General features: G+C 33.6%; 16 protein-coding genes. 12 read left to right on the forward strand and 4 right to left on the reverse strand.

Going from position 1 to position 15968, the window contains the following annotated elements:
• A complete protein-coding gene (rsmG, locus tag ACM55H_RS09575) occupies nucleotides 1–630 on the reverse strand; it encodes a 16S rRNA (guanine(527)-N(7))-methyltransferase RsmG (RefSeq protein WP_416836285.1) in 630 nt (209 codons plus the stop codon).
• A 107-nt stretch (nucleotides 631–737) separates the two neighbouring features.
• Here rsmG and ACM55H_RS09580 point away from each other — a divergent pair, with 107 nt between their 5' ends.
• From ACM55H_RS09580 to purT, 3 genes are all read left to right on the forward strand, one after another.
• Nucleotides 738–1835 (forward strand): fatty acid desaturase family protein, encoded by a 1098-nt coding sequence (locus tag ACM55H_RS09580; protein WP_416836286.1) that lies wholly within the window; start codon nucleotides 738–740, stop codon nucleotides 1833–1835.
• A 76-nt stretch (nucleotides 1836–1911) separates the two neighbouring features.
• Nucleotides 1912–3117, forward strand: coding sequence for a pyridoxal phosphate-dependent aminotransferase (locus ACM55H_RS09585; protein ID WP_039108878.1), 1206 nt, complete (start codon nucleotides 1912–1914; stop codon nucleotides 3115–3117).
• Between the two features lie 235 nt (nucleotides 3118–3352).
• A complete protein-coding gene (gene purT, locus ACM55H_RS09590) occupies nucleotides 3353–4513 on the forward strand; it encodes a formate-dependent phosphoribosylglycinamide formyltransferase (protein WP_416836287.1) in 1161 nt (386 codons plus the stop codon).
• Here the strand turns inward: purT and ACM55H_RS09595 are convergent, their stop codons facing one another.
• Entirely contained in the window at nucleotides 4514–5377 is an 864-nt protein-coding gene (locus ACM55H_RS09595) for an AraC family transcriptional regulator (RefSeq protein ID WP_416836288.1), read from the reverse strand.
• Nucleotides 5378–5468: 91 nt separating this feature from the next.
• Here ACM55H_RS09595 and ACM55H_RS09600 point away from each other — a divergent pair, with 91 nt between their 5' ends.
• The 7 genes from ACM55H_RS09600 to ACM55H_RS09630 all read left to right on the forward strand — a co-directional run bounded on the left by ACM55H_RS09600 (nucleotide 5469) and on the right by ACM55H_RS09630 (nucleotide 11468).
• On the forward strand, nucleotides 5469–5831 hold the full coding sequence (locus tag ACM55H_RS09600) for a DUF983 domain-containing protein (RefSeq protein WP_416836289.1): 363 nt from the start codon (nucleotides 5469–5471) through the stop codon (nucleotides 5829–5831).
• A gap of 337 nt (nucleotides 5832–6168) precedes the next feature.
• Complete coding sequence (locus tag ACM55H_RS09605) at nucleotides 6169–6843, forward strand: response regulator transcription factor (protein WP_416836290.1); 675 nt, start codon at nucleotides 6169–6171, stop codon at nucleotides 6841–6843.
• A gap of 3 nt (nucleotides 6844–6846) precedes the next feature.
• Entirely contained in the window at nucleotides 6847–8235 is a 1389-nt protein-coding gene (locus ACM55H_RS09610) for a HAMP domain-containing sensor histidine kinase (RefSeq protein WP_416836291.1), read from the forward strand.
• Between the two features lie 80 nt (nucleotides 8236–8315).
• The gene (locus ACM55H_RS09615) at nucleotides 8316–9041 is read left to right on the forward strand and encodes a hypothetical protein (RefSeq protein WP_416836292.1); all 726 of its coding nucleotides are present in this window, start codon (nucleotides 8316–8318) and stop codon (nucleotides 9039–9041) included.
• Between the two features lie 56 nt (nucleotides 9042–9097).
• Nucleotides 9098–10024: a bestrophin family protein gene (locus ACM55H_RS09620; RefSeq protein ID WP_416836293.1), complete on the forward strand. Its 927-nt coding sequence runs from the start codon at nucleotides 9098–9100 to the stop codon at nucleotides 10022–10024.
• Nucleotides 10025–10230: 206 nt separating this feature from the next.
• Nucleotides 10231–11106 (forward strand): ACP S-malonyltransferase, encoded by an 876-nt coding sequence (gene fabD, locus ACM55H_RS09625; protein WP_416836294.1) that lies wholly within the window; start codon nucleotides 10231–10233, stop codon nucleotides 11104–11106.
• 110 nt (nucleotides 11107–11216) lie between these two features.
• Nucleotides 11217–11468: a hypothetical protein gene (locus tag ACM55H_RS09630; RefSeq protein WP_416836295.1), complete on the forward strand. Its 252-nt coding sequence runs from the start codon at nucleotides 11217–11219 to the stop codon at nucleotides 11466–11468.
• A 34-nt stretch (nucleotides 11469–11502) separates the two neighbouring features.
• Here the strand turns inward: ACM55H_RS09630 and galE are convergent, their stop codons facing one another.
• A complete protein-coding gene (galE, locus tag ACM55H_RS09635; protein ID WP_416836296.1) occupies nucleotides 11503–12516 on the reverse strand; it encodes a UDP-glucose 4-epimerase GalE in 1014 nt (337 codons plus the stop codon).
• A gap of 79 nt (nucleotides 12517–12595) precedes the next feature.
• Nucleotides 12596–13726 (reverse strand): DegT/DnrJ/EryC1/StrS family aminotransferase, encoded by a 1131-nt coding sequence (locus tag ACM55H_RS09640; protein ID WP_416836297.1) that lies wholly within the window; start codon nucleotides 13724–13726, stop codon nucleotides 12596–12598.
• Nucleotides 13727–13956: 230 nt separating this feature from the next.
• On the opposite strand from ACM55H_RS09640, the gene ACM55H_RS09645 reads away from it, so the two are divergent.
• Complete coding sequence (locus ACM55H_RS09645) at nucleotides 13957–15201, forward strand: 3-deoxy-D-manno-octulosonic acid transferase (RefSeq protein WP_416836302.1); 1245 nt, start codon at nucleotides 13957–13959, stop codon at nucleotides 15199–15201.
• Between the two features lie 307 nt (nucleotides 15202–15508).
• A complete protein-coding gene (locus ACM55H_RS09650; RefSeq protein ID WP_039108867.1) occupies nucleotides 15509–15733 on the forward strand; it encodes a hypothetical protein in 225 nt (74 codons plus the stop codon).
• Nucleotides 15734–15968 lie beyond the last annotated feature (235 nt).

The following is a 15968-nucleotide window of genomic DNA, read 5'->3' on the forward strand; positions in this document are numbered from 1 at the left end:
CTAAACCACAAACTTCAGTGGCACATGCACCACTTTTTTAGTCTCAAAGAATTCATCTTCGAAAAAGTCTGCTAAATTATATTCCGTCGCTTTTGGAAAATCCTTTAACTCTTCGGTTAAATCACCGCCTTTAAGATAGAGAATACCGTTTTTCAATTCGTGTTTGTTATTCTTCTTGATTTTGGTTTTTACCCAAGAAACAAAATCAGGCATATTCGTCACCGCGCGACTCACTATAAAATCGAAATCACCTTTTACATTTTCGGCACGCAATTGTTCCGCTTTTACGTTTTTAAGTTCCAATGCTTCGGCAACAGCCTGAACCACTTTGATTTTTTTAGCAATAATATCAATCAGAAAAAAACGTGTTTCCGGAAAAAGAATCGCCAATGGAATTCCAGGGAATCCACCGCCAGTACCAACATCCAAGACATAAGTTCCCGGTTCAAATTTTATAATTTTTGCAATTCCCAACGAATGCAGAATATGTTTGGTGTATAAAGCATCAATATCTTTTCTAGAAATGACATTGATTTTTTCGTTCCAATCGTGGTATAGAAAATCCAATTTTGTGAATTGCTCTTTTTGAATATCGGTTAAATAAGGAAAATACTTAAGAATCTCGTCCATGCTCTAATTTTTTAACAAAAGTACTATTTTTAGATTGTAAATATTTAACTCAATTTTGCATATTGAAAATTTATAATAATTACCTTTGGGAATTATTATAAAATTATATGAACAAGACCGCTCCTACATTTGCAAAGCAAGACAATCTGAAGTTTTTCAGAACGCTTAACTCGCGGGTAAACAATTACTTCAAGGAAAATAATATTCAAAAAACTGGAAATTGGAGACTTTATTTGAAAACCATAATTCTGTTTACTGTTTTTCTTGCGCCGTATTTTTTGATACTAACGTTGGATATGCCGTTTTGGGCTCATCTGTTATTGACTATTGTCATGGGAATAGGTATGGCCGGAGTGGGAATGAATGTAATGCACGATGGAAACCACGGTTCTTATTCTAATAAAAATTGGGTAAATAAATTCATGGGAGGAACTATTTATGTTCTTGCAGGAAATGTATATAACTGGCAAGTACAACACAATGTTTTACACCATACCTATACTAACATTCCCGGTCATGATGAAGATTTAGATGCCGGACGTGTCATTCGTTTTACAAAAGAAGCCAAATGGTATAACTTTCACCGTTTTCAACAATATTATTCCGTTTTTCTATATGGATTACTAACTTTCAATTGGGCTATTACAACTGATTTTAAACAAATGAGAAGTTACCTGAAAAGAAAATTATCCTATGGTGAAGCCAAAAGCCCAAAAATACTTTGGACCACTTTAATCATTACAAAAGTAATTTATGTTTCCATTTGGATTGTATTACCAATTCTTATAGGAATTACATGGTGGAAGGTACTTATTGGATTTTTTGTAATGCATTATACCGCAGGATTAATTCTTAGTGTTGTTTTTCAATTGGCACATGTTGTGGAAGAAACCACTAATCCTTCTCCAAATGAATTAGGAGAAATGGACAATACTTGGGCCATTCATCAATTGTTTACCACAACCAATTTTGCACCAAAAAACAAAATTGTAAACTGGTACACAGGAGGATTAAACCACCAAATCGAACACCATATTTTTCCAAATATTAGTCATATACATTACGGCAAAATTGCAAAAATTGTAAAAGAAACTGCTCAAGAATGTAACTTGCCTTATTACGAATATAAAACGATGCGAAGTGCTGTTATTGCTCACTTTAAGCATTTGAAAGAATTGGGAATGAAACCAGAATTAAGTGCATAAAATAAATAAACTAAAAAATAATAATTAACCTCCCTTAACTCCTGCATAGGAATTCGGGGCTTTCAAAACTTTTTTAATGAATAATCCACTTTCAGACAGAATTAACAATCTAGCTACGTCACAAACACTAGCAATGGCTGCTTTGGCCAGAGAATTAAAAGCACAAGGAAAAGATATCATCAGCTTAAGTTTAGGCGAACCTGATTTTAATACGCCAGACTTTATTAAAGAAGCGGCAAAAAAAGCGATTGATGAAAATTACAGCACGTATTCTCCAGTAGAAGGATATGCTGAATTAAAAGAAGCAATTTGCAGAAAATTTAAAAGAGACAATAATTTAGAGTACAAACCCTCTCAAATTGTAGTTTCAACTGGAGCAAAACAATCTTTGTACAATATTGCGCAAGTAATGTTAAACGATGGTGACGAAGTAATTTTACCTGCTCCTTACTGGGTTTCTTATTTCGAAATCGTAAAATTATCTGGTGGAGTTCCTGTAGAAGTTCCAACTTCTGTAGATACTGATTTCAAAATCACACCAGAACAATTAGAGGCAGCTATCACACCAAAAACCAAAATGATGTGGTTCAGTTCCCCTTGTAATCCAAGCGGATCTGTGTACAACAGAGAAGAGTTAACGGCTTTGGCAAAAGTATTGGAGAAATATCCAAACGTTTATGTTGTTGCTGATGAAATCTACGAGCACATCAATTTCTCAGGAACTTTTTGTAGCATCGCTTCAATCCCGGGAATGTTAGAAAGAACGATTACCGTAAATGGAGTAGCAAAAGCTTTCGCTATGACAGGATGGAGAATCGGATATATTGGCGCTCCTGAATTCATCGCTAAAGCGTGTACAAAAATTCAAGGACAAGTAACAAGTGGTGCTAACAGTATTGCACAACGTGCTACTATTACTGCTGTTGATGCTGATCCAAGCGTTTTAAAACACATGGTTGACGCTTTCCATAGCCGTAGAGATTTAGTGGTTGGATTATTGAAAGACATTCCTGGAGTAAAAATCAACGTTCCAGAAGGTGCTTTTTACGTATTCCCAGACGTTTCTTCTTTTTTCGGAAAAACATTGAAAGGAACTTTCATCAAAGATGCAAATGACTTTTCTATGTACCTTTTAGGCGAAGCGAATGTAGCAACCGTAACTGGTGACGCATTTGGTAACCCGGACTGTATCCGTTTTTCTTACGCAACAAGCGAAGATTTATTGAAAGAAGCATTACGCAGAATAAAAGAAGCGGTATCATTAACCGAAGTTCCTGCATAATATAAAATTTGTTTAAAATTTAAAATAGTTTAAGGTTTAAAGTTTCATCGCTTTATACTTTAAACTATTTTTTTATAGGCATGCCCCGCTGAAAAAGCGGGTCGGGCTATCCGTTGCAATCTTTTTATTACCTTCGCTATCGCTGCGGGAATAAAAAGGATTTTCACTCCTATCCCTCATGCAAAAACAATGAAAAAGTACGGATAGCTAGCGAGCAGTCACTAACACGATAAATATGAAAATACTACTTCTCGGCTCAGGCGAATTAGGAAAAGAATTTACAATCTCCGCCCAACGCATTGGACAAATCGTAATTGCGGTAGATAGTTACGAAAATGCTCCTGCCATGCAAGTTGCACATGATTTTGAAGTCATCAATATGCTGGATGGTGAAGCTTTAGATAGAATCGTTGCCAAACACCAACCTGATTTCATTGTTCCAGAAATAGAAGCCATTCGTACCGAACGTTTTTATGATTACGAAAAACAAGGAATCACAGTAGTTCCATCGGCGAAAGCGGCAAACTTCACCATGAACCGCAAAGCCATCCGTGATTTGGCTGCCAAAGAATTAGGATTAAAAACTGCCAAGTATCGCTATGCAACAACTGCCGAGGAATTAAGAAAAGGAGTTGAAGCCGTTGGAATGCCCTGCGTAGTAAAACCATTAATGAGTTCCTCAGGAAAAGGACAATCAACCATAAAAACCGAAGCAGATATCGAAAAAGCATGGAATTATGCCGTCGAAGGTTCCCGAGGCGATGTTGTAGAAGTGATTGTGGAAGCATTTGTAAAATTCAATTCGGAAATCACTTTATTGACTGTAGTTCAAAATAATAATCCAACCCTTTTTTGCGCACCAATAGGTCACCGTCAAGAGCGTGGAGATTATCAAGAAAGCTGGCAACCCGCTTTAATTTCCGACAAGGATTTGTACAAAGCGCAAGATATGGCAGAAAAAGTAACCGAAGCTTTGGGCGGCGCAGGCCTTTTTGGAGTTGAATTTTTCTTGGCTGATGATGGCGTTTACTTCTCGGAATTATCGCCAAGACCACACGATACTGGGATGGTAACTTTGGCAGGAACACAAAATTTCAACGAATTCGAATTGCATTTAAGAGCCATTTTGAGTTTGCCTATTTTTGAAATCACTTTAGAAAAAGCTGGGGCGAGTGCCGTGATTTTGGCTTCGGAAAATTCAACAAATCCAACATATTCTGGCATCGAAAAAATTGCCGCTTTACCTAAAACTGATTTCAGAATCTTTGGCAAACCAACTTCAAGACCATATAGAAGAATGGGCGTGGCTTTAGTCAACGACAGTTTAGATACTCCAATTGAAGAAGTAGTAGAGAAAGCTAGAAAAGCAGCGAGTTTAGTTACCTTGAATTCATAACTACTTTTTAGAAACACGAAAAGCTGACGGAGTTATGCCAGTATGTTTTTTGAAAAGTCTTGTAAAATAAGAATAATCATCATAACCTAATTCTGTCGCAATTTCATTTACAGTAAACTTTTTATCCATCAGCATGCGTTTGGCTTCGAGAATAATTCTATCAGTAATGACCTCGGTTGTGGTCTTTTTTAGGATTTCATTGCATATCCTGTTCAAATGCTTTAGGGTGATGTGAAGTTGTGATGCATAAAAAGAAGCTGTTTTTTCTGCCTTAAAATTCTTTTCCAAAAGCACTTCAAAACTCTTAATTTTCACATTATAAGAATGCGCTTCATGGAAATATGTTTGACTATATTTTCTGGTAATTTCAATATGTATAATATCCAAGAGATTTATTATTTTATCTTGCTTTAACAGCTGATTTGCCCGAGTTTCTAAAATTAAACTCTCAAAATAAGGGAGAATCGCTTGCGATTCAGATGTATCAAATACCATTTCTGGCTTATTGTCCACTGAAGAATAAAAGGGATAGTCACCGATAGTTTTTTGTCCAAAATAGAGATTATACATTTCCTGCGAATAGAAAATCACAAATCCTTCTACATCATCCGATAAATCCCAATGGTGCATTTGTCCGGGTTGCAAAAAAAACATACTTCCCGGCTGAATCGTAAATACATCAAAATCAATTTCATGTATTCCCGAGCCTTTCGTAAAAAAGACCAAAACATATGAATTATGCCGATGCGGTTCCTCCACAAAACTATGGTCGATTAAGTGATTTTTGAATGTATTAATGTACAAATCACTATTCACGGAATTACAATTAAACCGCTGAATGTTATAAATAGGATATTTTTTCATAATGCTCCAATGTCTTTATTGTGCTATAATTAGCGAATATAGAAAACATCCATGAGGTGGATAAGAAATACCTTTGATAAAAATAATAAAAATGTCACACGCTATTGCTCACATCCTAAATAATGATTGTCCTCATTGTCTTGAAGGCAAAGTATTTAAAGAAAAAAACATTTTTTTCAATATTGGATTTCCTAAAATGAATCAGTATTGTTCGCATTGCCAATTCAAATTTGAGAAAGAACCTGGCTATTTCTTTGGCGCTATGTATGTCAATTATGGCTTAACAGTAGCTCAAGGAATTGCTACCTATGTTATTGCCCAATTTTTCTTTAAGGAAACTTTCGATTTAAGAATCATTCCCATTATTGCAGTTGTTATTGTAACTATGGCTTCTTTTAATATTCGTTTTTCCAGATTATTGTGGATTTATATGTTTAAAAATTATTCCTTGTAAAACTATTGTCGTGGATTAAGTAAATTAATCATAAAAAAGCTAATACCCCCTTTTTAGTTTCCGTTGTATTAATGAAATATATTAGATAAAAAGAAAAACTAAAAACACTAATTATTTAAACTTCTTGTTAGTAATATCCCTTTGGAATGGAAATTCACACTTGTGAATTAACTATCCATTTTGTTGACCAAAAATGAATCTAAAAAGAAACCAGTTAATCTAATTTCAAAAAATTAAAATTGAACCTTTTATTAATTATAAGGTTTTGTTAATATTAGCCCTAAAGCTCTATTTTGAAAAAAAACAAAAGTTAGATTTGTATAAATAGCAAATCTTGATGAAGTTATTAATAGTTGAAGACGAGCCCAATCTTTCGTCAATTATCCGTAAAGGGTTTTCAGAAAGAAATCACGATGTAAGTGTTGCACTTGATGGGACAACTGCATTAGAGTTACTTTCTAATCATGATTTTGATGTGGTACTATTAGATGTCATGTTACCGGACATTAACGGTATTGAAATTTGTAGACGTTTGAGAGCCGCAAAAAATTTTGTTCCCATTTTATTATTAACCGCTTTAGGAAGTAGTGAAAATATAATAAATGGATTAAATTCCGGAGCCGATGATTATCTAGTAAAACCTTTTAAATTTTTAGAACTTGATGCTAGAGTTAATGCGTTGTCCAGAAGAGCTGGTCAAATACAAAAACCGCATGAAATTATCATTATTGCTGATCTTGAAATTAATTCCAGAACAAAATCGGTAACCAGAAATGGCGATACTATTCTATTAACAGCCAAAGAATTTAAACTTTTGCATTATCTGGCAATAAATTCTGAAAGCATTTTATCCCGAGAACAACTTTTAGACAATGTTTGGGACATCAATTTTGAGATGAATACAAATGTAATTGACGTCTACATTAACTATTTGAGAAAAAAAATTGACAAACCATACGACACTAAATTAATTCACACCATGAAAGGTTTGGGTTATGTACTGAAACCATAAAAAATGCAGATTAAGAAAAAAATAACCTTTACCTATATCGCTCTTTCAACCCTAAGCACCCTTTTATTAAGTCTGGTGGTTTTCTTTTTGTTCAAACAAAACAATCAGTATTATTTTTTGAAAAGATTACAAGACCGAGCTAAAATTAGCGCTTCGATTCATTATCAAAATGATTCTGTAAAAACTCGCTATTTCAAAGAATTTAAAGCGAAGGGACTTGAAGAACTGATTGATGAAGAGGATTTTGTTCTTAAAGTCAACGGGGCAAACACATTCGAATACAATACCAATCTTAATTTACCTGCTGATTTTTATAAAAAAGTGATGGCGAATGGTTCCGAATGGATTGAAGATGACAACCGTTATTTTTATGGCCAGACTTTTACCGAATCCAGTCAAAAATATATTATAATCATTACTGCAAAAGACCGAAGAGGAAATACGAGCAGCATTTACATTATTCGAATCCTCTTTTTTGGAGGATTGGCTTTTATACTTTTAGCTTATATTTTTGGTAGATTTCTAGCGAGAAGAGTTATAAATCCAGTAGCCAGAATTACTTACGAAGTAAAAAGAATAAGCGCATCAAACCTACACAACAGACTTCCAGAAACCAAAAGCACCGATGAAATTGCTGATTTGATAAAGACATTTAACAACATGCTGGACCGACTGGAAACCTCATTTGAAATTCAAGCGAATTTTATCAATAATGCTTCGCATGAACTAAAAACGCCAGTAACTACCATAATTGCCGAAGCAGAAATCATGCTCTTAAAAGAAAGAAATGTTACGGAATACATCTCCTCACTAGAAAACATTCACAGTCAGGCTTCACGACTGGGAGATCTTACGGAAAGTCTTTTAAAGCTGACACAAACCGGTTATGACGGAAAAAAACAATTATTAGATGTCGTCAGGATTGATGAACTCCTAATGGATGTAAAATCGGATATTGATAAAATTTATCCTAATAACAGGGTAAAGATAAAAATCAATAAAATCCCTAGTGACCCGAGTTTACTGGAAATTCCATGTAACAGATCCTTATTGGAACTTTCATTGAATAATATAATCGCCAATGGTGTGAAATATTCTGATAATGAAACTGTCTTTGTTACTTTATCAGGAAACAATTCATCCATCAAAATTTCGATTACTGATATTGGAATTGGTATCCCCGCAGAAGACATCCCACATCTTTACGAACCTTTTTTCCGAGGTAAAAAAGCTTCAAAATACAATGGCTATGGATTAGGTCTTCCACTTGCAATGAAAATAATCAGGATGCATAATGGAGAACTTAAAATACAATCTGAACCAGATCAAGGCACTATTGTAAACATTACGTTTAATACATCCAACATTAAAAATTCTAATGTTAATTCTTAGAATATTCTAATTTTAATTTAAGATTGCTATAAGCTAGGTACTGTTATTTTGTATGTATAAATAAATCAAATTTAATACATATGAAAAACATTTTAATTCCTACGACATTACAAAGCGATACAATCAATGCAATTAAAACAGCCATAAAATCATCTAATGGTGCCCAATGCCAGCTCATCCTTATGCTAATAGCTGATATTCCAGATACGTATTCATCTGCCAATTTATTAAGAAACATCAATCAGGATCTAAGCACTACACAAGAAAATGTTTTTCAAATGTGCCGAGAAATTATTTCGGAATCCAATAATTGCAGCTTAAAAATTCACCATCAATACGGTATTTCTTCTCCTATTTTTAGAAACCTAATGGAGCATTACGCTATTGAATTAACAATACTTACTCCTTCTTTTAAATCTTCTAAAAAGAAAATCAATACACAATGTGTCCAAATCATTTCTAACAGTAAATGCCCCATTTTACACCTAAACGCAAACTTTGAAAAAGAAGTATTTAGTCAGGCATTATATATTAAAAATTCAGATTCAATCCTTCAAATAGAAGATTTACAAACCTATATAAAAACCCTTTTTTCTTTGAAAATTGTAAGTCAAACTAAAATAAATGATCAACAAAAAGCCAATGAAATAGAACCATTTTTAACTGATACGATATCAAAAAACAACATAAATATTCTGATTGAAACACGAAAACCTAAGAAACTAAAACTACTAAAAAAAGAAAAAGCTGCTCTTAACGAAACATTAGGCTTACCCGTTCTTTCTTTATATGAAGAGGTTTACTAAAAATAATTGTTTAAAACTTTAATTCAAAATATATGTTACTAAAAAAGAAAATTCCCATGAAATATGTACTGGGTAAAATAAAAAACGAATTAGCATTAGTCATTTTCTTTTGTATTTCATTTGAAATTTTTCGTTATTTTTTCAAAACTGCATCTGTTAATATTCCTATCGCAATCCCTACAATAATTGGCACCATTATTTCATTACTATTGGCATTTAAATCCAACCAAGCTTATGATCGTTGGTGGGAAGCTCGAATAATTTGGGGTTCTATTGTAAACGATTCCCGAACATTATTAAGACAAATTATTATTTTTTATGATGATCCCGATTTTTCAGTACAAGCAAACGATTTCAAACAAAAATTTGCAAAAAGACAAGCTGCATGGTGTTACAGCCTTGGACAAATGCTACGAGAAAAAGACCCAACAAAAATTATAAAAGATTTACTGGATGAAGATGAATTGCGATTTGTAAAAAAGCACAAACATGTTCCTAATGCCATTTTAATGTTACACGCCAAAGATTTAAAAAAAGCGCTTAATACCGATAAAATTAATGTTTACCAACAAGTGGAAATTGACAATACACTAACTCGATTGTGTGAATCAATGGGAAAATGTGAACGTATAAAAAATACTATTTTTCCAACAACATACAGTATGTACATCAGATTTGCGTTGTGTATATTTATAATTCTCTTACCTTTTGGATTAATCAATATTATTGGCTGGCTTCAAATTCCACTCGTAACAACCATTGCCGCTGCTTTTTTCTTAATTGAAAAAATGGCGATCCATTTACAAGATCCATTTGAAAACAGACCTACAGATACTCCCGTAAGTGCCATTTCAAATGCAATTGAAAAAAATCTAATGCAAATGGTCAATGAATATCGAGATGAGTTTGATGAGGAAATATCTACAAATGAAGTGAAAGCACATCAAATTCAACCTTTAAACAATGCCTATTTTGTTCTTTAGTTTTCGATTTATGGTAAAATTATATGCCTTGATTTGAATGATTTTTTAAAGATTGAATGTCAATTTCGTAAAATGAATTATAGTTTTCATTAGCAAAAAGGAACCCAAACAGATAGTTTCAAATACCGCAAAAAATAGTATTTTTGCATTCCGATTGAAACTAATTTTTCAATCTTTAAATTTTTTTCAATCTTTAAATTATACATATGAAAGCATACGTATTTCCGGGTCAGGGCGCACAATTTACAGGAATGGGCAAAGACTTATATGAAAACTCCCCATTAGCAAAGGAATTATTCGAAAAAGCCAATGAAATTTTAGGTTTCCGAATCACAGACATCATGTTTGAAGGAACAGCCGAAGAATTGAAAGAAACCAAAGTTACTCAACCAGCAGTTTTCTTACATTCGGTGATTTTAGCAAAAACGCTAGGTGACGATTTCAAACCGGAAATGGTTGCAGGACATTCATTGGGCGAATTTTCAGCATTAGTGGCAAATGGCGCTTTGTCTTTTGAAGACGGATTGCGATTGGTTTCACAACGCGCTTTGGCGATGCAAAAAGCCTGCGAAATAAAACCTTCGACTATGGCTGCAGTTTTAGGATTAGCTGATACTATCGTAGAAGAAGTTTGCGCTTCGATTGACGGAATTGTAGTGGCTGCTAATTACAACTGCCCGGGACAATTAGTAATTTCAGGGGAAACATCAGCAGTGGAAAAAGCTTGTGAAGCGATGAAAGCGGCGGGTGCAAAACGCGCTTTATTGTTGCCTGTTGGTGGTGCTTTTCACTCTCCAATGATGGAACCGGCAAGAGAAGAACTAGCCGCTGCTATTGAAGCAACGACTTTCTCAACTCCTATTTGCCCAGTGTATCAAAATGTAACAGCAAACGCTGTTTCTGATGCTGACGAAATAAAGAAAAACTTAATTATACAATTGACTGCTCCTGTAAAATGGACGCAATCTGTACAACAAATGATTAAAGACGGTGCGACATTGTTTACTGAAGTTGGCCCAGGAAAAGTATTGGCAGGATTAATTGGAAAAATTGATAAAGAAGCGGTTACTGCGAACGCATAATTAGTTTACTGAATTCATAATACTATCCTCATAAATTAAATTTTGTGAGGATTTTTTTTATCTTTATAGGATGAGTTCAAATCAATTATTAATTTTTTAAAATGAAAAAAATGAAAAAGGCACTTTTAGGATTAGCATTTGTGGCAACTTTAATGACTTCTTGTAAAAAGGAAACAAAAGACGAAGTAAAAGAGGCTACTGAAGCTGTAGGAAATGAAGTGAATGAAGCTATAGATACGGCAGCTGTAAAAGTTGACGCTGCAGCAGATTCTACAAAAGTTAAAGCAGGAGAGGTTCTTGAAAAAGGAGCTAAAAAAATGGATGAAGCCGCTGAAAAACTGAAAGAAGCAGCAAAAAAATAATCCCCAAAAGAAGGCTGTCAATGACAGCCTTCTTTTATTTTCTAATTTTCTGTTCCCATTTCCAGGCACTGGCCATCGCTTCTTCAAGCGTGGATTGTGCTTTCCATCCCAGAACAGTATTGGCTTTATCCGTATTGGCGTAAGCTGAAGTAACATCCCCTTCTCTACGGGCAACTATTTTATAAGGCAATTTTTGTCCACTTACTTTTTCGAAAGTATGAATGACTTCTAAAACGGAGCTTCCAGTTCCAGTTCCCAGATTAAAGATTTCAACTTTGGCGGTATTCTTTTTATTTAATAACCGTTGTAAAGCAATAACATGGGCTTTCGCCAAATCAACTACATGAATATAATCCCGTACAGCTGTACCATCGGGCGTAGGATAATCATCGCCGTAAACTGATAATTCTTTTCGCAAACCTAAACCGGTTTGGGTGATAAATGGCACTAAATTTTGAGGAACTCCAATAGGCAATTCACCTATTTCAACCGATGGGTGTGCTCCAATTGGATTAAAATAACGCAAAAGAATCGCATTAATATTGGTTACTTTAGTTGTATCGGTGATAATTTCCTCTCCAATCTGTTTTGTATTTCCATAAGGTGACATCGCAGTTTGAATTGAAGCATCTTCAGTAATTGGCATTTTTTCGGCTTGACCATAAACGGTACAAGAAGAGCTGAAAATAAAATTTGCTTCCGGTTTTTTCTGTAGTTCTTGAAGTAAGTAAACTAATGTATTAATATTGTTTTCATAATATAACAATGGATTTTCAACACTTTCCCCAACTGCTTTTGAAGCTGCAAAGTGTATCACACCTGAAATATCGTGATGTCTTTTGAAAAAATCCTGTACTTTTTCTTTTTCGCGCAAATCTAACTTTTCGAAAGCAGGAATTTTTCCGGTAATATTCTGAATTCCGTCTAATACATTCAATGATGTATTAGAAAGATTATCAACAACTAGTACTTCAAAACCCTCATTTTGTAATTCAACAACGGTATGAGAACCAATAAAACCTAAACCTCCCGTTACTAGTATTTTCATAGCTTTTCTATTGTTATGAGCATGATTTTATCACATCTCATTTTATAAAAAAGACGCAATAAATTGCGTCTCTATAGTATTATTTTAAAAACTCTAAAACACTTTCCGTAATGAATTTTATTTGCTCATCATCCAGTTCAGTGTGCATTGGTAAAGAAAGTACCTCTTTGACTAACTGATTGGTTACTGGAAAATCTTCCTCTTTGTAACGCAAGTCCATATATGCTTTTTGTGAATGCAATGGTATCGGATAATAAATAGCACATGGAATACCTTTATCTAATAAATGTTGCATTAAACCGTTTCTATCCGCATCAATAATACGCAGTGTATATTGATGAAAAACATGGCAATCACAAATATCACAAATACTTGGTGCAATAATATTTTTATGTCCTTCAAAAGCCGCAGAATATTTTCTGGCCGCATCTTGTCGTGCTTTACTGTATTCATCCAATAAAGGCAATTTAGCATTCAAAACTGCTGCTTGAATACTATCTAAACGAGAATTCACTCCTACTACATCGTGATGATAACGCTCGTACATTCCGTGATTTACAATTCCGCGAAGTTTGTGAGCCAATGCATCATCATTTGTAAAAATAGCTCCACCATCGCCATAACATCCTAAATTTTTGGAAGGAAAAAATGAGGTAGCTCCTACGTGTCCAATAGTTCCAGCTTTCTTTTTAGTGCCATCGGAAAATTTACAATTAGCTCCAATAGCCTGAGCATTATCTTCAATAACATATAAATCATACTCGTTGGCAATAGCCATAATCGCTTCCATATTAGCAGCACGACCAAACAAATGTACGGGTACAATCGCTTTTGTTTTTGGCGTAATCGCTTTTTTAATTCCTTCGATAGAAATGTTCATATTATACATATCCACATCAACTAAAACAGGCGTTAATTGCAGTAAAGCAATCACTTCTACTGTCGCTGCAAAAGTAAAATCAGCAGTAATAACTTCATCCCCAGGCTTTAAATCCAGTCCCATCATGGCAATTTGCAGAGCATCAGTTCCATTTGCACATGGAATTACATGCTTTACACCTAAATATTCTTCTAAAGACTTTTGAAATTGATGAACTTGAGGTCCGTTGATATAAGTATTGGTATCTAAAACTTCCTGAATAGAGGTATTTACAACGGCTGCAATTTTATCATATTGACTTTTTAGGTCAACCATTTGGATTTTTTTCATTGAAATTTTTGTTTAAAGTTCGAAAGTTTAGCGTTTCTGGAAACAACTGACACTTTCTTAAAACGAAGAACAAAAATAGTTATTTAATGAGTTTAAACCAATGAAACTCAAATTAAAAAAAAGCATTCCAATGAAATAAAAAATCGGGCTCCTGACAGCCAAAAATTTAAATATTTCTTTCAGAAGAAATTAATATAAAGAAAACGTATTTTAGCCACAAAATTTCAATGATGCTTTTTCTTTATAATTTTATTGTTCAAATTGCTGGTTTTATATTAAAAATCGTAGCACTATTCAGTCCAAAAATCAAACTTTTTATTGAAGGTCGGAAAGTAGTTTCCACAACTTTGGAACAAAAAATAAAATCTTCCGATAAAACGATTTGGTTTCACGCCGCATCATTAGGCGAATACGAGCAAGGCTTACCTGTGATTGAAAAAATCAAAGAAAAATTCCCTCTACATAAAATTGTGGTTACCTTTTTCTCGCCTTCGGGTTATGAAGTACGCAAAAACAATACCGTTGCTGATGTCACGGTTTATCTGCCTTTAGACACTAAAAAAAATGCGCAGGAATTTTTAAAACTCGTACATCCGGATTTAGTGTTTTTCATCAAATATGAATATTGGCTGAATTACTTAAGCGAACTTAAAAAACAAAACACGCCAACTTATTTGATTTCCGGTATCCTAAGAGAAAACCAAATGTTTTTTAAATGGTATGGTGGCTTTTATAGAAAAGCCCTGGATACATTCACTTATTTTTTCGTACAAAATGAAAACTCAAAAAAGTTATTGCTGGAATTAGGCAAAACAAATGTAGCCGTTTCTGGAGATACTCGTTTTGACAGGGTTGTTGCGATTTTAGAAAAAGACAACACTTTGGATTTTATTGCTGATTTTAAAAATGATACACTAACTATTGTGATAGGCAGCTCTTGGCCAAAAGATGAAAATTTATTAGTCGACTTTATAAATTCGAATAATTACAATGTCAAATTTATAATTGCACCCCACAATATAAAAAACGAACAAATTCAACAACTAAAAAATAGCATTACTAAAAAAACCATTCTTTTTTCTGAAAAAGAAAATAAAACGCTAGCTGAATACGATGTTTTAATCATTAATACTATTGGCATTCTGACCAAAATATACAGTTATGCTGACATTGCTTATGTTGGCGGTGGTTTTGGGAATCCAGGGGTACATAATATCCTTGAACCTGCTACTTTTGGTATGCCAATACTAATAGGCCCAAATTATTCCCATTTTGCAGAAGCAACCGCTTTAGTGAATCTAGAAGGATGTGTTTCTGTTTCCAATAAAAAGGAACTCAATGCTGCTTTTACAAATTTAATTCTAAATGAGGTAGAACGACACGAAAGAGGACATATTTGCGGCACTTTTGTACAAATGAATAAAGGCGCCACAAATGTAATTATGAATACTATTACAAATTTTGAAACACATTAATATTTTAGAATTAAATAAAAAGAGCATCTAATGCAAGTAACTTAATTGTTATGCACACTCTTAATTAAATTATGGAAAGAGTATTAAATTAATTAAAATTGCTTTAAGTAAAATTTTGTAAGAGTATCATTTATTAAATAAGAGCCAAATAATTTGCAAAAATGTCCTTCTGGCATAATAGTTGTTGTAAATGAGAATGTTGACAAAAAATATTATTTTTTAAAAAAAAAATAAAAAAATATTTTACATATTAAAAAATTTATATCTTTGCCACGAATTAATAATTAACCTTTTATAATAAAGTAAGATGAAAAAAGTATTTTTAAGTTTAGCTGTTGTTGCTGTTTTAACTGTTGTATCATGTAAAAAAGCTGAAGCTCCTGCTGAAGACGCTGCTGCTGTAGTTGATTCTGCTGCTGTTGTTGTTGATTCTGCTGCTGCTGTAGTTGATTCTGCTGCTGTTGTAGTTGACTCTGCTGCTGCTGTTGCAACTGACGCTGCAAAAACTGCAACTGAAGCTGCAAAAAAATAATTAGAATTTAAATTCTAAAAATTTTAAAGCCATCCGCTTAGCGAGATGGCTTTTTTAGTTATTTATATCAGTTCTTTAAAAAAAGTGATATAATACAAAAAGAGAGCCGTGTTAATAAGGATCAATCCTAAAACCTGTGGAGAAGCAAAAATTAAGCATAAATATTGGTTAGCCTGAAAAGGAAGAATTCTACATTTCTAACGCCTCTAAATCTTGATCTGAATGCTTTTATTTT

Origin of the sequence: Flavobacterium cryoconiti (assembly GCF_048158645.1) — a bacterium.
Classification (GTDB): domain Bacteria; phylum Bacteroidota; class Bacteroidia; order Flavobacteriales; family Flavobacteriaceae; genus Flavobacterium; species Flavobacterium cryoconiti.